The 19830-nt window shown below is 64.1% G+C and carries 19 protein-coding genes and 2 pseudogenes; 13 read left to right on the plus strand and 8 right to left on the minus strand.

All coding sequences use genetic code 11. The features are described from left to right. Positions 1-32: 32 nt before the first annotated feature. Positions 33-767, minus strand: coding sequence for a 16S rRNA (uracil(1498)-N(3))-methyltransferase (locus ACWTU8_RS22575; RefSeq protein WP_065010790.1), 735 nt, complete (start codon positions 765-767; stop codon positions 33-35). 31 nt (positions 768-798) lie between these two features. Next, the gene (locus tag ACWTU8_RS22580; RefSeq protein WP_455849898.1) at positions 799-1446 is read right to left on the minus strand and encodes a hypothetical protein; all 648 of its coding nucleotides are present in this window, start codon (positions 1444-1446) and stop codon (positions 799-801) included. Between the two features lie 86 nt (positions 1447-1532). On the opposite strand from ACWTU8_RS22580, the gene ACWTU8_RS22585 reads away from it, so the two are divergent. Then, the gene (locus ACWTU8_RS22585; protein WP_029348387.1) at positions 1533-2231 is read left to right on the plus strand and encodes a type 1 glutamine amidotransferase; all 699 of its coding nucleotides are present in this window, start codon (positions 1533-1535) and stop codon (positions 2229-2231) included. A gap of 283 nt (positions 2232-2514) precedes the next feature. Next, positions 2515-2646 carry a hypothetical protein gene (locus ACWTU8_RS22590; protein ID WP_455850037.1) on the plus strand — a complete coding sequence of 44 codons (132 nt, stop codon included), beginning with the start codon at positions 2515-2517 and terminating at the stop codon, positions 2644-2646. A gap of 26 nt (positions 2647-2672) precedes the next feature. Here the strand turns inward: ACWTU8_RS22590 and ACWTU8_RS22595 are convergent, their stop codons facing one another. The 3 genes from ACWTU8_RS22595 to ACWTU8_RS22605 form a co-directional block, all read right to left on the minus strand. Then, positions 2673-3446 (minus strand): metallophosphoesterase, encoded by a 774-nt coding sequence (locus ACWTU8_RS22595; RefSeq protein WP_455850028.1) that lies wholly within the window; start codon positions 3444-3446, stop codon positions 2673-2675. 35 nt (positions 3447-3481) lie between these two features. Beyond that, positions 3482-4618, minus strand: coding sequence for an alpha-hydroxy acid oxidase (locus ACWTU8_RS22600; RefSeq protein ID WP_029348384.1), 1137 nt, complete (start codon positions 4616-4618; stop codon positions 3482-3484). Between the two features lie 301 nt (positions 4619-4919). After that, entirely contained in the window at positions 4920-5723 is an 804-nt protein-coding gene (locus ACWTU8_RS22605) for a FadR/GntR family transcriptional regulator (protein ID WP_128341204.1), read from the minus strand. 198 nt (positions 5724-5921) lie between these two features. Between ACWTU8_RS22605 and ACWTU8_RS22610 the strand changes: the two genes are divergently transcribed. The 6 genes from ACWTU8_RS22610 to glcF all read left to right on the plus strand — a co-directional run bounded on the left by ACWTU8_RS22610 (position 5922) and on the right by glcF (position 12510). After that, complete coding sequence (locus ACWTU8_RS22610) at positions 5922-7244, plus strand: DUF3422 family protein (RefSeq protein ID WP_455849899.1); 1323 nt, start codon at positions 5922-5924, stop codon at positions 7242-7244. A gap of 178 nt (positions 7245-7422) precedes the next feature. Beyond that, the gene (locus ACWTU8_RS22615) at positions 7423-8919 is read left to right on the plus strand and encodes an FAD-linked oxidase C-terminal domain-containing protein (protein WP_455849900.1); all 1497 of its coding nucleotides are present in this window, start codon (positions 7423-7425) and stop codon (positions 8917-8919) included. Positions 8920-9080: 161 nt separating this feature from the next. After that, positions 9081-9437, plus strand: a complete 357-nt coding sequence (locus ACWTU8_RS22620; protein ID WP_455849901.1) for an endonuclease domain-containing protein — start codon at positions 9081-9083, stop codon at positions 9435-9437. A gap of 76 nt (positions 9438-9513) precedes the next feature. Continuing rightward, positions 9514-10770: an FAD-binding protein gene (locus ACWTU8_RS22625; protein WP_455849902.1), complete on the plus strand. Its 1257-nt coding sequence runs from the start codon at positions 9514-9516 to the stop codon at positions 10768-10770. Beyond that, positions 10767-11168: a DUF4870 family protein gene (locus ACWTU8_RS22630; RefSeq protein ID WP_455849903.1), complete on the plus strand. Its 402-nt coding sequence runs from the start codon at positions 10767-10769 to the stop codon at positions 11166-11168. Before ACWTU8_RS22625 ends, ACWTU8_RS22630 begins: the two co-directional genes overlap by 4 nt. Positions 11169-11178: 10 nt before the next feature. After that, positions 11179-12510, plus strand: coding sequence for a glycolate oxidase subunit GlcF (glcF, locus tag ACWTU8_RS22635; RefSeq protein WP_455849904.1), 1332 nt, complete (start codon positions 11179-11181; stop codon positions 12508-12510). Between the two features lie 194 nt (positions 12511-12704). Here glcF and ACWTU8_RS22640 read toward each other — a convergent pair whose 3' ends face one another. After that, a complete protein-coding gene (locus ACWTU8_RS22640; protein ID WP_095519004.1) occupies positions 12705-13625 on the minus strand; it encodes a bifunctional 5,10-methylenetetrahydrofolate dehydrogenase/5,10-methenyltetrahydrofolate cyclohydrolase in 921 nt (306 codons plus the stop codon). Positions 13626-13897: 272 nt separating this feature from the next. Then, on the minus strand, positions 13898-14644 hold the full coding sequence (locus tag ACWTU8_RS22645) for a L,D-transpeptidase family protein (RefSeq protein ID WP_455849905.1): 747 nt from the start codon (positions 14642-14644) through the stop codon (positions 13898-13900). Between the two features lie 213 nt (positions 14645-14857). On the opposite strand from ACWTU8_RS22645, the gene ACWTU8_RS22650 reads away from it, so the two are divergent. Beyond that, a complete protein-coding gene (locus ACWTU8_RS22650; protein ID WP_029348372.1) occupies positions 14858-15493 on the plus strand; it encodes a DNA-3-methyladenine glycosylase I in 636 nt (211 codons plus the stop codon). Positions 15494-15545: 52 nt separating this feature from the next. Here the strand turns inward: ACWTU8_RS22650 and ACWTU8_RS22655 are convergent, their stop codons facing one another. Continuing rightward, the gene (locus tag ACWTU8_RS22655) at positions 15546-15797 is read right to left on the minus strand and encodes a hypothetical protein (RefSeq protein WP_287337934.1); all 252 of its coding nucleotides are present in this window, start codon (positions 15795-15797) and stop codon (positions 15546-15548) included. Positions 15798-16012: 215 nt separating this feature from the next. On the opposite strand from ACWTU8_RS22655, the pseudogene ACWTU8_RS22660 reads away from it, so the two are divergent. The 4 genes and pseudogenes from ACWTU8_RS22660 to hisG all read left to right on the plus strand — a co-directional run. Then, positions 16013-16750: pseudogene (locus ACWTU8_RS22660) on the plus strand (ATP phosphoribosyltransferase regulatory subunit); the annotation flags it as partial. Positions 16751-17002: 252 nt separating this feature from the next. Beyond that, positions 17003-17716: pseudogene (locus ACWTU8_RS22665) on the plus strand (ATP phosphoribosyltransferase regulatory subunit); the annotation flags it as partial. A 174-nt stretch (positions 17717-17890) separates the two neighbouring features. Then, the gene (locus ACWTU8_RS22670) at positions 17891-19012 is read left to right on the plus strand and encodes an ATP phosphoribosyltransferase regulatory subunit (protein ID WP_455849906.1); all 1122 of its coding nucleotides are present in this window, start codon (positions 17891-17893) and stop codon (positions 19010-19012) included. Then, entirely contained in the window at positions 19009-19713 is a 705-nt protein-coding gene (hisG, locus tag ACWTU8_RS22675; RefSeq protein ID WP_455849907.1) for an ATP phosphoribosyltransferase, read from the plus strand. The genes ACWTU8_RS22670 and hisG overlap by 4 nt, the downstream gene beginning before the upstream one ends. Positions 19714-19830 lie beyond the last annotated feature (117 nt).

The raw sequence follows: 19830 nt of genomic DNA on the forward strand, positions 1-19830 counted from the left end.
GCAAGGGCCCGCTGGGGAGAAGGGGAGAATCTTCACCAGTCCCCGACCGTCGCCTGTATCACCGCCAGTGCCGCCACCGCAGCCGTGTCGGCGCGCAGGATGCGCGGACCGAGCGGAATGGCGGTTACGAAAGGCAGCACCCTCAGCATCCTTCGTTCCTCGTCAGAAAACCCGCCCTCGGGCCCGACCAGCAACCCGAACTTTTTCTCCCGTACCGCTTGCAGCGCGGGCAGGGGATTGTTGGTCGAGGCATCCTCGTCGCAGAAGATCAACCGCCGCTCCTTGTCCCAGCCGGCCAGCAGGCGCTCGAACTTTTCCGCTTCGCGCACCTCCGGAACCGCCAGAATGCCGCATTGTTCGGCGGCCTCGACGACATTGGCGCGCAGGCGTTCGATGCCGGGCTTCGCCACTTGCGTGTGCTGGGTGATGACCGGCTGCAGGACGCCGGCGCCCATCTCGACCGCCTTCTGCACCAGATAATCGAGCCGACCCTGCTTCAATGGCGCAAAGCAGTAGATGAGATTGGGCAGCGGCGGCTGCGGCCGCTGCAAGGCCAGCACCTTCAGCCGCACCGCTTTTTTGGATTTCGCGGCGATTGCCGCCGACCATTCGCCGTCTCGGCCGTTGAACAACAGGATTTCGGCGCCTTCGCCGAGCCGCAGCACATGCATCAGGTAATGACCCTGCTGCGGGCTCGCCTCGAACTCGGCTTCCGGTCCGAGGTCGTTCGGCACGAACAGCCGCTGCATCTTGTAATTGGCGCGCATCGCCGAGGAATGGGCGAGCCAAACCTTGGCGTCAAGTCTCAGCCGAGGGATGCCAGACCGGTTCGTAGCCTTGCCGCAGCACGGAAACGGTGGTTGCCGGCGTGAGCAGGCGGATTGGACGGTCGGCAAAACCACCGAACCCCACCCGATCGCCATAGCCTGCGAACGACCAGCGCAGCGCCTTGCGGCCGCGCATCGCATAGGCGTTGCCCCCTTCCGCAATCATGGCGCCGTCCGGCAACCCGGCAAGCTCTTCCGCGGATACGACCGGTGCCCGCCCACCTGCCGCCAGCCGCTCCTTATGCAGCCGCTTATCAACCTGCGGTGCGCGCGGCTCGGCAATGCCGTAGGCCACGCCGAAGCGCTGGACGAATTCGCTCGCCCGCTCGCGCCGGCAGAAGAAGCAAGGCCGATGCCCGGCCGAGAGCGCTGTGACCTCGTCCAGGAAAAACAGCTCGGTCCAGCCGGTCTTGCCACCGTTCCTGTTTCGGCCCATCGGCTCGCGCCGTACATCGCGGAAGTCACAGACGCAGATGATCCAGGCCTGCAGTGCCCAGCGCTTTTTCAGCAGCGTCTTCGTTTCGGGGTCATGGATGATACCGCGATTGCCCATCAACAGGCCACGCTCCGGCACGGCGCGGAGAACGCCGAACGGGTCTACGCGGTTCTGCAGTGGCATAGCTTTCTCCCCGAATACGCATCTTGGCCGAAATGACGGCGGCATGATATCGCTCGACGCATCATTTTCATGTCAGCAGGTTTTCAATGCGGGTGCTGGTCGTCCAAAATTTCGACAGTGAGGGCCTTGGCCAGATCGGCGCAGCGCTAGTCGAGGCGGGCGCCGATATCGACCTGCGCCGGCCCTATTGTGGCGAGATGCTGCCGCAGGACAGCGATGCGCACGACGCCATGGTCGTGCTCGGCGGCGCCCAGAATGCCCTGGACGACGAGATTTGCCCGTATTTCCCTGAACTGCTCGACCTGACGCGCGATTTTGCGAACAAGGATCGCGCCGTGCTCGGTATCTGCCTTGGCAGCCAACTGGTCGCGCGCGCCTTCGGCGGCGAGAACCGGATCGGCGGCGCCTCGGAATTCGGCTGGCACAAGGTCTCTCTCACTCCGGCGGCGAAGGCCGATCCGGTGCTCGCCGCGCTGCCTGAAAATTTCCCCATCTTCGAATGGCACGACGACACTTTTGCCTTGCCTGAAGGTGCCGTGCGGCTCGCCGGCAACGAAGTCGCCGAGAACCAGGCGTTTCGCATGGGCCGCGCCGTCTATGGCTTTCAGTTCCATTTCGAGGCGGACCGGCCGATGGTCCGCGACTGGAGCTCATCCTTCGCATCGCTCATTGCCGAACGGCACCCGGACTGGAGCACTCGGCTCGACGACGAAATGGCCCATCACGGACCGGATGCCGATGCCGCCGGGCTGGCCATTGCCCGCGCCTGGGTGGCGACGATCTGACGGCTGTCGGTCCCGACGTTGCATATTTGGCACGTTGGCAAAAATCCGCTGTGGACAGCTTGTTTCGTCCTTGGCTTGTGGCCGCCCACCACCCTAGAAGGCACGCGCTCTGCATCTTCCGTGCAACGCGATGAACCCTTTGTCTCACTCGCGCGACACATCGCCGATACAGAAACTGCCTAGAAGGGCGAAATCGTCGAAATTTTGAGACGTATTTCCGTTTCAACCCATTGGTAACCCGCCTCGTGCACAGATGAAGAGAGCTCAACAAGAGATGACGTCCGTGAAAGCAGCGCTTCTGTCCTTTGTCATGTTGTCGGCCATAGTGTTGTGCGGCTTCGGCACTTATGCCGGCGACGTCGCCAACAACCACAACGCCGTCGATGGCTACGGCGTCACCGCCGCGCTTCGCTAAAACACAGACTTGGAGCGCGACGCGCTTTAGGCCCTCTCACCTGACACCACCAGGATACGCTTGTCCGCGCCGTCGACGACGAGCGCGCTGAGGTTTCCCGTCTGGTAGGCAAGCGTGTCGATATTGACCCGGTTGACCATCACCTCCGCCTCCGAAACCGGCGTGTGGCCATGCACCACGATCTTCGGATGCAGGCCGGAATGATTGTGGAAGACATCGCGGATCCAGATCAGGTCCTGCGTGCTCTGACTTTCCAGCGCAATGCCTGGCCGGATGCCGGCATGGCAAAAGAAGAAGTCGCCAAAGGTCAGTGAAAACGCTAGCGACTGCAGGAAGTCGACATGGCTTTTCGGCACGGCCTCGACCAGCGCCGCATGGCCTTGCCGCAGTGCCGCCTCGGACCTGCCAAACCACGCACCGCCGCCTTCATTGAGCACCACGCCATAGGACTGCGCGGTCTGGATGCCGCCATAGCGCATGAAAAGCCCGTCCGCATCGGGTGCATCGAGGAAGTCGAGGAAGCCGATGTCGTGGTTGCCGGCGAGCATCAGGTGGCGCGGGTCGCGTTTTCGCACTTCGATCAGGAAATCGATGACGCCCTTGGAGTCCGGGCCGCGGTCCACATAGTCGCCGAGATGGATGACACGCCAGTCGGCCGGCCGCTCCTGGCGGATCTCGGCCGCAATCCGGCGGTACATGGCGACGAGCAGGTCGAGCCGGCCATGCACGTCGCCGACCGCATAGATGCGCGTGCCTTCCGGTCCGCGCGCGTCGAGAAAGTGGATGCCGGGGGCAATCAATGCGTCCATCTCCGTGATCATGCCGTCACGGGAGTCTAACGCCGAAGCTGATCCTTGCCCATGTCGGTTACCAGACGCTTTCCGCACAGTGCCAGCGTTATGTCCATCTCCTTGCGTATGATTTCCAAGGCTTTGGTGACCCCATCCTTGCCGAGCGCGCCAAGGCCGTAAAGGAAAGGCCGGCCGATATAGGTGCCCTTGGCGCCAAGACACAGCGCCTTTAGCACGTCCTGGCCCGAGCGGATGCCGCCATCCATATGCACCTCGATCGTGTCACCGACAGCGTCGGCGATCTCTTCCAGCACCTCGATCGACGACGGCGCACCGTCGAGCTGGCGCCCGCCATGATTGGAGACGATGATCGCGTCGGCGCCGGTCTTGGCCGCCATCAGCGCGTCTTCCTTGTCGAGGATGCCTTTCAGGATCAGCTTGCCGCCCCAGCGTTCCTTGATCCAGGCAACGTCCTTCCACGACAGATGCGGATCGAATTGCTCCGTCGTCCATGAGGACAGCGAGGTGAGGTCGCCGACGCCCTTGGCGTGGCCGACGATGTTGCGGAAGGTCCGGCGCTGGGTACCGGCCATGCCGATGCACCAGCCCGGTCTGGTCGCCATCTGCCAGATGTGTTTCGGCGTGAAGCGCGGCGGCGCCGACAGCCCGTTGCGGATATCCTTATGGCGCTGGCCGAGGATCTGCAGATCGAGCGTCAGCACCAGCGCCGAGCATTTCGCCGCCTTGGCCCTGTCGATGAGATTGAGGACGAAATCTTTATCGCGAAGCACATAGAGCTGGAACCAGAACGGCTTCTTGGTCACCGATGCGACATCCTCGATCGAGCAGATGCTCATCGTCGAAAGCGTGAACGGCACGCCGAATTCCTCCGCCGCCTGCGCCGCCAGCATCTCGCCGTCGGGGTGCTGCATGCCGGTCATACCGGTCGGCGCCAGCGCCACCGGCATCGCCACCTTCTCGCCGATCATGGTCGATTCCAGCGAGCGGTTGCTCATGTCGACCAGCACGCGCTGGCGGAACTTGATCTTTTGGAAATCCTCCTCGTTGGCGCGGTAGGTGCTTTCGGTCCATCCACCTGAATCGGCATAGTCGAAGAACATCTTCGGCACTCGGCGGCGCGCCAGGTCCTTGAGATCGGCGATGGTGAGGATCATGCTCATGGGTTTTCCGCTGGTTGTTCGCTAATTCGTCATTGATTTTTCTTGGCCGGCGCTCAGAGACTGTTTGGAAAGTCGCTCCGGCGAGTCATATGGTGGTGGTTTCGAGAACCGGAGCGGAGCGGACATTTTGGGTCCGTGAGCCCGCGCATGACCCGAAAATTGGAAAGATTTTCGGAAAGGATCATGCGCAAAATCAAAAGTGCTACAGCGTCCTTTGCGCGCCCAAAGGACGCGCGGCGCTGTAGGTAGGCGCAGAAAACGCCATCAGATGGCCGCCGCAGTAGAGTTTCCAAACAGTCTCTCACGAGCGTTTTCTTGCCGGCTCGCTGTCGCCGGCCTCTGAGCGCTGCATCAGCCTCAGCCGCGACACACGCTGCCAGTCGCCGCTACGCTCGGCCTCGGCCATGGTGCGTTCGACATGGGTGATGTGGTCCATCGCCGCCTGCCGTGCGGCCGCCGGATCGCCGGCCTTGACCGCCGCGTAGATCGCCCGGTGCTGCGAAAGCAGCGCTTCGCGCGCGCCCGGCACGTTGAACACCAAGAGCCGGTTCTGGAAGACGCCCTCCGACAGCAGCCGGTAGCACGAGCGCAGCGTGTGCAGGAGGATGATGTTGTGCGCGCATTCGCAGATTGCGTGGTGGAACTCGACGTCGATTTCCGCCTCGTCGTCGAAATTGCCGGTCCGGTGCGCCTCGTCCATGCGCGCCATGATGCGGTCGAGCAACGCCAGATCGTCGGATGTTGCGCGCCGCGCCGCGTACTCGGCCGCCACCGCTTCGATCTCGCGGCGGTATTCCAGATAGTCGGTCGCCGCCTTGCGGTGCATGGAGATCAGGTCCGTCACCGGCTTGGTGAACAGCTGGCCGATGACGTCCGCGACATGGGTGCCGCCGCCGGGCCGCGTCGTCAAAAGCCCGCGCCCCTCCAGCGCCTTCAGCGCATCGCGCAGGATCGGCCGCGACACCTCGAACTGCCGTGCCAGCTCGCGCTCGCCCGGCAGCCTGTCGCCGGTGCGCAGAACGCCTTCGAGGATCAGGCTCTCGATCTGCTGCACCACCTCGTCGGCGGTGCGGGGATGCTCGATCCTGGAGAAAATATCGCTCAACGGGGATGGCCTGGGGATTGAACCGGTGTCGCGCAGGATAAAGCCAGTGTCGCCAACTGGTCAAATTATTTATCCAATTCGCCGGTTTGGCCGGGTCCAGCGTCGTCGCGGCATATCGATTTCCGCTAACTTGTCGTTTGCGTCCTCCGGCAATTGGCTCTAGAGGGACGCGATTGCACCAGGCCCGGGGGACCAGCCGTGGCAGATGACCCGTCCAATCTCAAATTTCAGCCGCGCGTCGAGGGCAGCGTCATGGGCTTTCCCGCGCATCAGGGACGGCCTGGCGCGCTCGGCGAGGTTCACGCCCGTCCGCATCCGCTGGTCGAGAAACCGCGCGTGCTGGTGCAGCTTTCCTTCATGACCGAAGCTGGGTCCGGCGTCGACCAGGCCGTGCTTTCCGAATTGTCGCGGCGGCTCGGCATCGCCGCGCCCGACCCTCATGCCCGCCACCACGCGATGAAGTGGGGCAAGGGCTCGCTCCGCTGGGAACGGCACACGGAATTCTCCACCTATCTGTGGGAAGGGCCGCTCTCCGAGAGCGGCCAGCGCCAGGAAGCTTCGCCTTTCGGCCACGGGTTTTCTCCGCCGGGAACGGTGATTTCCGGCATCAGGCTCGAAATCCGCAAATGGACGCAGGCGAGCGAAAAGCTGATCGCCAGCTTCGACCCGACCAGCCTGTGCTATTCGCTGGTCGAGCGCGGCAACGCCGCCATCGTCACCGATTTCCGCCAGGACGGTGACGGCATGACCCGCATGCTGGTGCTCGACCGCGGCCTGACGCCGGCACGTACCGGCGCGCTGGCGCAGCGGCTGATCGATATCGAAACCTACCGCACGCTGGCCATGCTTGGCCTGCCGCTGGCGCTGATGCAGTCCGGTCGCGCGCGCCGCATCGAAGACAGGCTGGCGCAGACCACACTGGAAATGAAAGTCGCCGAAACCCGCGACAGCCAGACGCTGCTTGCCGACCTGACCGAGCTTGCCGCCGAGCTGGAGGCCGATGCAGCCTCCAGCCTCTATCGCTTCGGCGCCAGCCGCGCCTATGACGGCATCGTCCGCGAACGGCTGGAGGCGCTGGAGGAGGAGGCGGTGCCCGGCTACGACACCTGGGGCGGGTTCCTGCAGCGTCGCGTCGCCCCCGCCATGCGCACCTGCCGTTCGGTCGAGGAGCGTCAGGCCAATCTGTCGACGAAGCTCACCCGCGCCACCACGCTGCTGCGCACCTGGGTCGACGTCGAAGTCGAGAAGCAGAACCGCGATCTGCTGGCGTCGATGAACAACCGCGCCCGCCTGCAACTGCGGCTGCAGCAGACGGTGGAAGGGCTGTCGGTGGCCGCCGTCTCCTACTACGTCGTCGGCCTCATCGGCTACGTCGCCAAGGGCGCCTCGATCTTCGGCCATGCCTTCGCGCCCGAGCTCGTCACCGCCGCCTCGGTGCCGCTCGCCATCCTGCTGGTCTGGTGGGGCGTGCGCCGTGTGCGCCGCTTGCACTCCGAACCCGCCAAGCAGGCGGGCGAGTAGGACCGGGTCACCTCTCCCGGTCCAAACAACCCACAAGGGGAGGATGAAATCTCAGCGGCAGATTGCCGCTGCGGAAGCCCGTCCCGGTGTCGGCGCTCGATTCCGGCCAAAGCAGGATTTGCAACAGGCGCCTGCCGCTGGTAAAAGATTTTTACCAGTCGATCGAAGGAGACTGTCGATGTCCGGCCTGCTGATGCCGAAGCCAGACGACGCCACGATGCGCCGGCGCGACGAGATCGTCGCCGATATGCGCATCATCGTGCCGGGCGAAGGCGTCGTCGACGCTGCCAATTCGATGCGTGCGTTCGAGAGCGACGGCCTCACCGCCTATCGGCAATTGCCGCTGGTCGTGGTGCTGCCCGAAACGGTGGCGCAGGTCTCGCGCGTGCTGAAATATTGCAACGACCGCAACATCCGCGTCGTGCCGCGCGGCTCCGGCACCTCGCTGTCCGGCGGCGCGCTGCCGCTCGAAGATGCCGTGCTGCTGGTGATGAGCAGGTTCAACCACATTCTCGAGATCGATTTTCCCAACCGCATCGTCGTCGCCCAGCCGGGCGTCACCAATCTCGGCATCACCACCGCCGTCGAGCAGGAGGGCTTTTACTACGCCCCCGATCCATCCTCCCAGATCGCCTGCTCGATCGGCGGCAATGTCGCGGAGAATTCCGGCGGCGTGCATTGCCTGAAGTACGGTCTTACCGCCAACAATGTGCTCGGTATCGAGATGGTGCTGATGAACGGCGAGGTGGTGCGGCTCGGCGGCAAGCATCTCGACGCGGAAGGCTACGAGCTGCTCGGGGTCATGACCGGTTCCGAAGGGCTTCTCGGCGTCGTCACCGAGGTCACTGTGCGCATCCTGAAGAAGCCGGAGACGGCGCGCGCGCTGCTGATCGGCTTCCCGACCAGCGAGCAGGGTGGCCAATGCGTCGCCGACATCATCGGCGCCGGCATCATCCCGGGCGGCATGGAGATGATGGACCGCCCGGCGATCCACGCGGCCGAGGATTTCGTCCATGCCGGCTATCCCTTGGATGTCGAGGCGCTGCTGATCGTCGAGCTCGACGGGCCGGGCGTCGAGGTCGATCACCTGATCGGCCTTGTCGAAGCCATCGCCTATAGGAACGGCTCGACCACATGCCGCATCTCGCAGTCGGAGCAGGAGAGGCTGAGCTTCTGGGCCGGCCGCAAAGCTGCCTTTCCGGCGGTCGGCCGCATCTCGCCCGACTACTACTGCATGGACGGCACCATCCCGCGCAAGGAACTGCCGCGCGTGCTGCACGGGATGCGCGAACTGTCGGAGAAATACGGCCTCGGGGTCGCCAATGTCTTCCATGCCGGCGACGGCAACCTGCATCCGCTGATCCTTTATGACGCCAATATGCCGGGCGAGCTCGACAAAGCGGAAAGTTTCGGCGCCGACATCCTGCGGCTCTGCGTCAAAGTCGGCGGCGTGCTGACCGGCGAGCACGGGGTGGGGGTGGAGAAGCGCGACCTGATGCCAGAAATGTTCAACCAGATCGACCTCGACCAGCAGATGCGGGTCAAATGCGCTTTCGATCCCAACCATCTGCTCAACCCGGGCAAGGTGTTTCCCCAGTTGCGCCGCTGCGCCGAGCTCGGACGCATGCACGTGCATCGCGGGCAGACAGCGTTTCCGGACATTCCGAGGTTTTGATGATGGGATCTCAGAATGGGGGTTCCTCGCCCCCGCGAAGCGGGGGAGAGGTGGCTCGGGCAAAGCCCGAGACGGAGAGGGGGTCTGCGGCCGACGTGCCAAGCCGCCGCTCGCCTGAAAGGATCGCGCGTGCTCGTGAGCTTCGGCATGGCGACAATCCGATGGAAGCAACCCTGTGGAACGAACTGAAAGCCAAAAGGCTTGGCGGATATAAATTTCTGCGACAGGTGCCGATCGGGCCGTATTTCGTCGGCTTCGCCTGCCGAAGCGAAAAGCTGGTCGTTGAACTGGACGGAAGTCAGCATGCCGAGAGCTCCTATGACAGACGACGCAACGAATTCATGCGTGGCGAAGGGTTCTCGGTAGTGCGGTTCTGGAACGTCGACGTACTCAAGAGCCGGACAAGCGTTTGCGAGACCATTCTTGCGGCGCTGGAAGGGCGGTTGGCCGAAGACCTGATCGCCTCGGACCTGAGGTTCGTTTTTGCGGCCAAGAAGATTGGAGGTGGCGTTCTATGATTGCCCCCTCTCCGTCTCGGGCTTCGCCCGAGCCACCTCTCCCCCGCGTTGCGGGAGCGAGGAACCAGAGATAGCCATGACCACTTTCGCCCCATCTACGTCAGCCGAAGTCCTCTCCACCGTCGCCTGGGCCGCGGCGGAAGACTCGCCGCTCGAAATCCTCGGCCACGGCTCCAAGCGCGGCATCGGCCGTCCTCTGCAGACCGAGCATACGCTCGACCTGTCGAAACTGTCCGGCGTGACGCTCTACGAGCCGGCCGAACTGGTGCTGTCGGCCAAAGCCGGCACGCCGCTCGCCGACATCGAAAGCCTGCTTGCCGAAAACGGCCAGCAGCTGGCCTTCGAGCCGCTGGATTATGGCCCGCTGCTCGGCGGTGGGTTAGGGCGAGGCACGATCGGCGGCGTGCTGGCTGCGAACCTTTGCGGCCCGCGCCGGCTGAAGGCGGGGGCGGCGCGCGACCATATTCTCGGCGTAGCGGCGGTTTCCGGTCGCGGCGAGGCCTTCAAGTCCGGCGGCCGCGTCGTCAAGAACGTCACCGGCTACGACCTGTCGAAACTCATGGCCAACAGCTGGGGCACGCTTGCCGTCCTCACCGACGTCACCTTCAAGGTGCTGCCATCAGCCGAGACCGAAGTCACGCTCGCTCTGCGCGGCCTGCTCGACGATCATGCCGCCGCCGCCATGGCGCTGGCGCTCGGCTCCAGCGCCGAAGTGTCGAGTGCGGCCCATCTTCCCGAACGCGTCGCCGCGCGGGTCGCCGGCGGGAGCCTCGGCAATGCCGCGGCGACATTGCTGCGCGTCGAGGGGTTCGGCCCGTCGGTCGCCTACCGCATCGCCGCGCTGAAAGACCTGCTCGGAAATGCCGGCCCGCTCGAGGAGATTTCGGGCGATATCTCGCATTCCGTCTGGCGCGACATCAGAAATTGCGCGCCGTTTGCCGACGGCCTGGAAAAGCCGGTGTGGCGCGTGTCGATGGCGCCGGCGCAAGGTCACCAGATGGTGCTGGCGCTGCGCATGCAGGCGGCGGCCGATGCCTTCTATGACTGGCAGGGCGGACTGATCTGGCTGCGCATGGAGCATGGCGATCCCGAAGCCGGTCTTCTGCGCGGCCTGGTGAGACAATATGGCGGCGGCCATGCGACGCTGGTGCGCGCGGCGCCTTCGCATCGCGCCGCTGTGCCGGTGTTTGAGCCGCAGGCGCCGCAACTGGCAGCGTTGTCGGCGCGGCTCAAAGCCGAATTCGATCCTAAGAATATCCTCAATCCCGGTCGTATGGCGCCGGCTGCAAGCTCTGCTACTCTTGGCACGGCAACCGAGGGAGCAGCATTATGAGCGACATCAATCCAGGCCCGACCGATTCAGGTAAACCCGCGCCGCGCCAGACCGACCGCTGGCTGGAGCCGGGTTCGACCAACGCGCTGGTCATCTACATCCTCTATCTCGCCAGCCTCGTCATCGGCGTCACCGGTATTGTCGGCATCGTGCTGGCCTATATCAACCGCGGCAAAGCAGGCGGCTTCGTCGAGAGCCACTATACATTCCTGATCCGCACCTTCTGGATCGGTCTGCTTTATGCGCTGATCTCGGTTGTGCTGATGATGGTGGCGATAGGCGTCGCGCTGATGTTCGTTGTCGCCGTCTGGTTCATTGCCCGCTGCATTCTCGGCCTGCAGGCGCTGCAGCGCGGCGAGCCGGTCAAAGACCCGGAAAGCTGGTTCTTGGGATTATAGGACTTTTTGCGTGCAGACCAATTTTTCGCTTGCCCAGCTTGCCGATCCGCATGTCGCGGAATCGGAGAAGATCCTGCGCAAATGCGTGCATTGCGGCTTCTGCACGGCCACCTGCCCGACCTATGTAACGCTTGGCAACGAGTTAGATTCGCCGCGCGGGCGGATCTACCTGATCAAGGACATGCTGGAGAACGGTCGCCCCGCTGACAAGCAGATCGTCACCCATATCGACCGCTGCCTGTCCTGCCTCGCCTGCATGACAACCTGCCCGTCGGGCGTCAATTACATGCATCTGGTCAACCACGCCCGCGTCCATATCGAGGAGACCTACAGGCGCTCGCCGCTCGATCGGCTGACGCGCGCCATGCTGGCCTTTGTCCTGCCTTATCCCTCGCGCTTTCGCGCTGCGCTCAAGCTGGCGAGGCTCGCGCAGCCATTCGCCGGTCTGTTCGAAAAGATCCCGGCGCTGAAGCCGCTGGGCGCGATGCTCAAGCTTGCCCCAGCGTCGGTTCCTGCGGCCTCGCCAATGGCTTCGCCGGGCATCCATGCCGGGCAGGGCGCCGCAAAAAACGGCCGCGTCGCCATTCTCACCGGCTGCGCACAATCCGTGCTCGATCCCGGCATTAACGACACGACGATCGCGCTGCTGACGCGGTTGGGCGTCGAGGTCGTGGTTCCCGAGGGTGAGGGCTGCTGCGGCGCGCTGGTGCATCACATGGGCCGCGAGGAGGCAGCGCTTGCCTCGGCCAGGCGCAATGTCGACGCCTGGATGCGCGCCATCGACCAGGGCGGGCTGGATGCCATCGTCATCACCGCGTCGGGCTGCGGCACCACCATCAAGGACTACGGCTTCATGCTGCGCCTCGATCCGGCCTATGCCGACAAGGCGGCGCGCGTATCGGCGCTGGCCAAGGACATCACGGAATATCTGGTGGGTCTCGACCTGCCCGAGCCGGTGCGCAAGCCCGGCACCATCGTTGCCTATCACTCTGCCTGCTCGATGCAGCACGGCCAGAAGATCACCCGCCAGCCCAAGGAGCTTTTGGCCAAGGCAGGCTTCATCGTGCGCGAGCCGCGCGAGGGGCATCTGTGCTGCGGGTCGGCCGGCACTTACAACATCCTGCAATCCGAGATTTCGGTACAGCTGCGTGATCGCAAGGTCAGGAATATCGAGGCGACAGGTGCTGAAATCGTCGCCACCGGCAACATTGGCTGCATCACCCAGATTGCGTCAGCGGCGAAGCTGCCGGTGGTGCACACGGTAAAACTGCTCGACTGGGCCTATGGCGGACCGAGGCCGGAAGGCCTTCCGGACAACAGGGCAGTCGTGGCAGCGGAGTGACGGGACAGTTCTGAGGCGAGTCCCTTCAGCCGGCCGCGGAGCCTGTCCTCGGGCTTGCCGGAGGCAAGACCCGTGGGCTGCCACCTTCTCCCCGTTGGGGACAAGAGACTGGTGCCTTGAAAGCCTCCTCTCCCCTCGGGGAGATGTCAGCCGAGCGAAGCGGAGGCTGGGTGATGGGGCCTGCCGCTACGTGCCTATTCCGCCGCGAGCTTGTCCACCACACCGTAGGTCGCCTGGTAGCGTGCGCGTTGGCGGCTGAGCGCCACCATTGTGTTGCGCAAAAGAATCGCCACGGTGATCGGGCCGACGCCGCCCGGCACCGGCGTGATCCAGGACGCGACATGCTTGACGCTCTCGGCGTCGACGTCGCCAACGATGCGGCTCTCGCCGTCCGGTCCTGTTTCGGCATTGATGCCGATGTCGATGACGGCTGCACCCGGCTTGACCATGTCGGCCTTGATCAGCCGCGGCTTGCCGACGGCGACGAACAGCGCATCGGCACGGCGCGCGTGCGCTGCCACCGAGCGCGTCATGTGATGGCAGACCGTCACCGTCGCGCCCTTGCTCATCAAGAGGAAGGCGATCGGCTTGCCGACGATCTCGGAATGGCCGACGATGACGACCTCGAGCCCCTTCAGATCGAGGCCGGTCTCCTTGAGCAGTTCGACCGAAGCGGCCGCCGTGCACGGTGCAAGGTCGAGCTGGTTGTAGACGATGTTGCCGATCGAGGCCGGGTGCATGCCCTCGACGTCCTTGAGCGGATGCACCGCCGCCTGAAGCGTCTTGATCGGGATATGCACCGGCACCGGCCGCTGGATGATGATACCGGTGACGCGCGGATCGGCATTAAGACCGTGGATCGCTGCTTCGAGTTCGCCGGCGGTGATGTCGGCGGCAAACCGTCTTTCCTCGAAACCGATGCCGGCCAATGCCGCCTTGGCGCGCTGGTTGCGCACATAGACGTCGACCGCAGCGGTGTCGCCGACGGTGATCGATATCAGTTTGGGCGGAAAACCTTCTGCGGTGGCGATCGCTGCATCCTCGCGCACCGAGGCGATGATGCGTTGGGCGACCGGGCCGCCTTTGAGATAGCGGCTGTCGTCGGACAGGGGCATGCAGATTGGCCTTTGTCTGGGAACGTTGCAGCCGACATAGCAAAATAACGAGAAGAATGGCAGCGAGAATGCGAACCGCCATACCCCGGGCGCGACCTACCGGTCAAAGCTGACCCTTCCAGACATGATCCTGTCGCGTCCTAGAAACAGAAAGGGCAGCGCGGTTTGCCGCGCTGCCCTTTCTTGACTGGCCGCATCCCCACACGGCCCGTCCCCCGTATCCGATGATCCAGAGTCTTCTGGACAGAATCGGCAACAAAATCAACTGCAGATTACATCACCACAACCGTCGTGCCAACATCGACCCGCTCATAGAGGTCGACGACGTCCTCGTTGCGCATGCGAATGCAGCCCGACGACACGGCGCCGCCGATCGTCCAGGGCTGGTTGGTGCCGTGGATGCGGTAGAGCGTCGAGCCGAGATAGAGCGCGCGCGCGCCGAGCGGGTTCTCGACGCCGCCGGCGACATAGGTCGGCAGATAACGGCCGTTGGCGGCCTCGCGCGAGATCATCTGCGCCGGCGGTCGCCATTCGGGCCAGACCTTCTTCTGCGAGATCTTGTGCTTGCCGGCCCATTCGAAGCCCGGCTTGCCGGTGCCGACGCCATAGCGCCGCGCCTTGCCGTTGTTCTCGACCAGATAAAGGAAATTCTCCCTCGTATCGATGACGATCGTGCCCGGCTTCTCCGGACCGTCATAGGCGACCTCCTGCGGCAGGTAGATCGGGTTGATCTGCGGCCGCGCGAGCAGGCGCTTCTTGGCCGGCGCCTGCATCGCCGCCGTATGCAGCTGAGCCGGTTGCGCCTGCCTTTGAGAACGGCGCTGCGGCTTTTGCATCTCTTGCCGGCTCTGGCGGACGATGCCCGGCGCGCGGCCAAGCTGCAGCACCCAGGGCGCCGAAAGGTCGGGGCTCACCATCACTGGCGGCCTGTCGGCATAGCGGTCATTGGCGCTGGAGGATGTAGCGGCAGCGGCCAGTACGGCCGCGGCGCCGAGCAGCGGGAACAAAAGTGTCTTCATCGGAACGCACCTTGATCATCGAACACGCCGGGGCCCAAAAGCGTCCCCGATTTCGCGGACATTGGGCGCGGAGCGGCAACTGAAACGTGAATCGGAATGCGTAAAATGCTCCGTTGTCAGTAAACCTTTCGGTGTGGTTACCGGCCGGTTCATGAATCTGGTAAAGCCGCGGTAAAGGCAGCGCTGAGACGCATTAACGAATGGAATTCTGCCATGGATGAGAAGACAGGCCTGCTCTCCGGACCCGACGGTGTCGCGCGCTGCTTCTGGCACGGCAATCTGCCGGATTATTTGCACTACCACGATCATGAATGGGGCCGCCCGGTCACCGACGACCGCAGGCTGTTCGAAAAGATCTGCCTCGAAGGCTTTCAGTCGGGCCTGTCTTGGCTGACCATATTGCGCAAGCGCGAGAATTTCCGCGAGGCGTTCGCCGGCTTCGATATCGACAAGATCGCCGCCTTCACCGACGAGGACGTCGAGCGCCTGCTCGGCAATGCCGGCATCATCCGCCACCGCGGCAAGATCGTCTCGACCATCAACAACGCCAAGCGCGCCCGTGAAATGGCCGACGAGGCCGGCTCGCTGGCTGCCTGGTTCTGGAAGTTCGAACCCGGCCCGGACCAGCGGCCCGAAATCGTCGATCTCGCGCATCTGCGCGCTAACCCGACTACGGCGGTCTCTGTGCGGATTTCAAAGGAGCTGAAAAAACGCGGCTGGAGCTTTGTCGGCCCGACCACCGTCTACGCCTTCATGCAGGCCATGGGGCTGGTCAACGACCATCTCGAGGGCTGTGTCTGCCGCGAGCAGGTCGAGGCGGAGCGCAAGGCGTTCAAGCGGCCGAAGTGAGCTTCCGTTTTGCCTTCTCCCACACAGGGGAGAAGGCAGGGCGCTCAAAAACTCAAGCGCCGCTGGCGCCGGCCAGAAAAAGCCCGGCGACGATGGCCGCCACCGTGGCAAGGGCTGGGTAGATCACCAGCAGGCCGGTCACCAGCGCATCGCGCATGGTCGGTCCTGTACGCTCGTCCGCGGCAACCTCGAACGGTCCCGCCATTTGGGTTGCAGGCCTCGGTGCATGATGATCGGCCGGCCGCAGCCGGGGCCGCTCGCGGGCGCCGCTGTCGATGATGTCGAATTGCCGTGCCGTGGTCATGGCTCGAACCCCTTGTTTCGGCGCGCTTTATCGGCTGCGATTGTGTCGGCACGATGCCGCGCTCATGGCGGAATTGTTTCGTTTTGGCCCGGTGTGTTTCAGGAAAGGTGCAAACCCTTGCCGCTCCCGGCTGCATCGGTTAGGACACCCGCGCTGTGGAAATTCAGTAATTTTGCCGATCCACGGAACGCTAGGAAACACCGAGTACCCATACGATGGCCGACAAATCGGAAAAGATGAAAGCGCGGCTGCCGCGCGGGCTTGTCGACCGCGGCGCCGACGATATCCGCGCCGTCGAGAAGATGATGGCGACGATCCGCTCGGTCTATGAGCTTTACGGCTTCGAGCCGGTCGACCAGCCGATGATCGAATACACCGATGCGCTGGGCAAATTCCTGCCCGACCAGGATCGGCCGAACGAGGGCGTATTCTCCTTCCAGGACGACGATGACCAGTGGCTGTCGCTGCGCTACGATTTGACCGCGCCGATGGCCCGCTTCGTCGCCGAAAACTTTGAGCGTCTGTCGAAACCCTATCGCAGCTACCGCTCCGGCTGGGTGTTCCGCAACGAGAAGCCCGGCCCCGGCCGCTTCCGCCAGTTCATGCAGTTCGATGCCGACACGGTCGGCACGCCGGGTGTGGCGGCGGACGCCGAAATGGCGATGATGATGGCCGACGTGATGGAGGCGCTGGGCATCAAACGCGGCGACTACGTCATTAGGGTCAACAATCGCAAGGTGCTCGACGGCGTGCTCGAGGCGATCGGCCTCGGTGGCGACGAGAACGTCGGCCGGCGGCTGACGGTGCTGCGGGCGATCGACAAGCTGGATAAGTTTGGGCCGGAAGGTGTGAAGCTATTGCTCGGCAAGGGTCGCTGGGATGGCGGCAAAGAAGGTGAGGGCGATTTCACCAAGGGAGCGGGATTGGATGAGAAGCAGATCGAGCCGCTTGTTGAACTCGCGCGCTTCAAAGAGACCCTGGTAGGCATTCGTTACGGCAATGCACTCGACGCGAAGTTAAATGGGCTTCCCCTGCCATTCAGAGTTCCGCCGGCTGATTGGTCCATCGACGCCACAGACAAAGAAACCTTTGAAAAGCAGACAAGGAAAGCTCAGTCCCTAGCAAATTTGGTTACCCTGCCTGAAGCGTTTAATGATACTTGGAACATCGACAATCTGAGTATTTTCGCCCTTATCTTCGATGCAAATGACAAGATCGTAGAAGGTCTGAACGAACTTGCTCAGATAGCAACCTTGGCAGCAACGGCAGGATACGATTCGGATCGTATTCTGATCGATCCCTCCGTCGTCCGTGGCCTCGAATACTACACCGGTCCGGTCTTCGAGGCCGAGCTTCTGGCCGAGATCCCCAACGAGGACGGCCAGATCGTGCGCTTCGGCTCGGTCGGCGGCGGCGGGCGTTATGACGGCCTTGTCTCGCGCTTTCGCGGTGAGCCAGTGCCGGCAACCGGCTTTTCCATCGGTGTTTCAAGGCTGATGACCGCGCTGAAGAACCTCGGCAAACTCGACACATCGGATGTCATCGCGCCGGTCGTCGTGCTGACCATGGACAAGGACACGGAAAACCTCGGCCGCTACCAGAAGATGGTGGCCGAGCTGCGTGCCGCCGGCATCCGCTCCGAAATGTATCTCGGCGGCGCCGGCATGAAGGCGCAGCTCAAATATGCTGACCGCCGCGGCAGCCCCGTCGCCATCATCCAGGGCGGCGACGAGCGCGCCAAGGCTGAGGTGCAGATCAAGGACCTGATCGAGGGCGCCCGCATGTCGGCGGAGATTGCGGACAACGCCGAATGGCGCGCCGCACGCCCGGCGCAGGTGACGGTGGCGGAAAGCGAGCTGGTTGGCGAGGTCAGGAAGATACTCGCGGCGCAGGCCGAGGAGCGAGCGCGTGGCAAGTAGGGCGCCAGTCTTCCCTTCTCTCCATATGGGAGAAGGTGGCCGAGCGAAGCTCGGTCGGATGAGGGGTGCTCCAGGGAGCGCCGACGCCTCATTTCTTCCAGCACCCCTCATCCGTCTTGGCGCTTCGCGCGAATCCACCTTCTCCCACAAGGGGAGAAGGCAAGGTGGGGTCCCATGACCTCCCGTTACCCCGCCATCGCCGCGGACATCGCGGCGCTCTTCGCCGCGCGAAACACGCATGCGGTCGAGGTGGCGGTGCTGCAGCCGGCCGACCCATTCCTCGACATGGCGGGAGAGGATCTGCGCCGCCGCATTTTCCTCACCGAAAGCGAGACCGGCCTCACACTTTGCCTGCGGCCCGAGTTCACCATCCCGGTCTGCCTCGACCACATCGCCAGCCAGGCCGGCACGCCGCGCCGTTATTCCTATCTCGGCGAGGTGTTTCGCCAGCGCCGCGAGGGCGGCAATGAGTTCTTCCAGGCCGGCATCGAGGATCTCGGCGACCGCGACACGCCGCAGGCCGATGCCCGTTCGCTGGCCGATGCGCATGCGCTGCTTTCGCTGGTCCTGCCGGACCAGGCACTGGCGATCACGCTCGGCGATCAGACCATATTCGAAGCGGTGCTCGCCGCGCTCGGCCTGCCGCGCGGCTGGCGCATGCGGCTGGCCCGGGCTTTCGGTTCGGCGGCGATGCTGGAGGCAGCGCTTGCCGACCTCGCCAACCCGCCACGCAACGGCCAGCTCGCCGGCCCAGTCGCTGCCCTTGTCCTCAATGGCGACCTGGAAGGGCTTTCGTCGCACATCGCCGGCGGCATGGAGCAAGCGGGGCTGTCGGCGTCGGCCGGGCGCTCGCCGGCCGACATTGCTAGGCGGCTCATCGAAAAGGCCGAACTGCGCAGCGTGCGGCTCTCGAACGAGGCGTTTTCGGCGCTGAAGGATTTTCTGGCGATCGACGTAGCGCTTGACGGCGCCGCACAGGCGCTCGAAACGTTCGCGGCCGGCGCCGGGCTTTCGCTGGGCGCGGCGCTGGACAATTTTTCCGCACGTGCAAAGTCGATCGAAGCTCTTGGCCTGCCCACGGCAAAAATCCGCTACGACGCCGCCTTCGGTCGTCCGCTCGACTATTACACCGGTCTGGTCTTCGAGATCGCGGCGGAAAACGGCGACCGGCCGCTGGCCGGCGGCGGCCGCTATGACCGCTTGCTGACGCTGCTCGGCGCGAAAACGCCGATCCCCGGCGTCGGCTTTTCCGTCTGGCTCGACCGCATCGAAGCGTTGCGGGAGAAGGCGCAATGATCACGCTGGCGATCCCGTCGAAGGGCCGGCTCAAGGAGCAGGCGCTGGAGGTGCTGGCCAACGCCGGGCTTGCCGTCAGCCTGCCCGGCGACGAGCGTAAATACCGCGCCCGCATCGAAGGTGTGGAGAGCGTCGAGGTGGCGTTTCTGTCGGCGTCCGAAATATCAGGCGAGATCGGCCAGGGCTCGGTCGACCTCGGCATCACCGGCGAGGATCTGTTGCGCGAAAGCCTCGCCGATTGGGAGGCGCGTGCGGAGATCGTCGCCCGCCTCGGTTTCGGCAACGCCGATGTCGTGGTGGCGGTGCCCGACATCTGGCTCGATGTCGATACGATGGCCGATCTCGACGATGTCGCCGCCGATTTCCGACAGCGCCACGGCAGGCGGCTCAGGATCGCCACCAAATACTGGCGGCTGACGCAGCAGTTCTTTTCGCAAAAGCACGGTATCCAGGTCTATCGCATCGTCGAGAGCCTGGGCGCCACCGAAGGCGCGCCGGCGGCGGGATTGGCCGATGTCGTCGTCGACATCACCACGTCAGGCTCGACGCTGCGCGCTAACCATCTGAAGGTGCTGGCCGACGGCGTCATCCTGCGCTCGCAGGCCTGCCTTGTCGCATCGCGGAAGATCCGCGCCGCTGCGGATGAAGCAGTTCTGCGCGACATCGCAGCGAAGGTGGCAGGCGCAATCCCTCCCCCTTGAGGGGAGGGTGCCTCGCGGAGCGAGGCGGGTGGGGTCGTCTCACGTCGAGCACTGCCGCAACGACCCCGCCCGTCCATCCGCCTTCGGCGGCTGTCCACCCTCCACTCAACGGGGAGG

Source organism: Mesorhizobium sp. BHbdii, assembly GCF_053848045.1.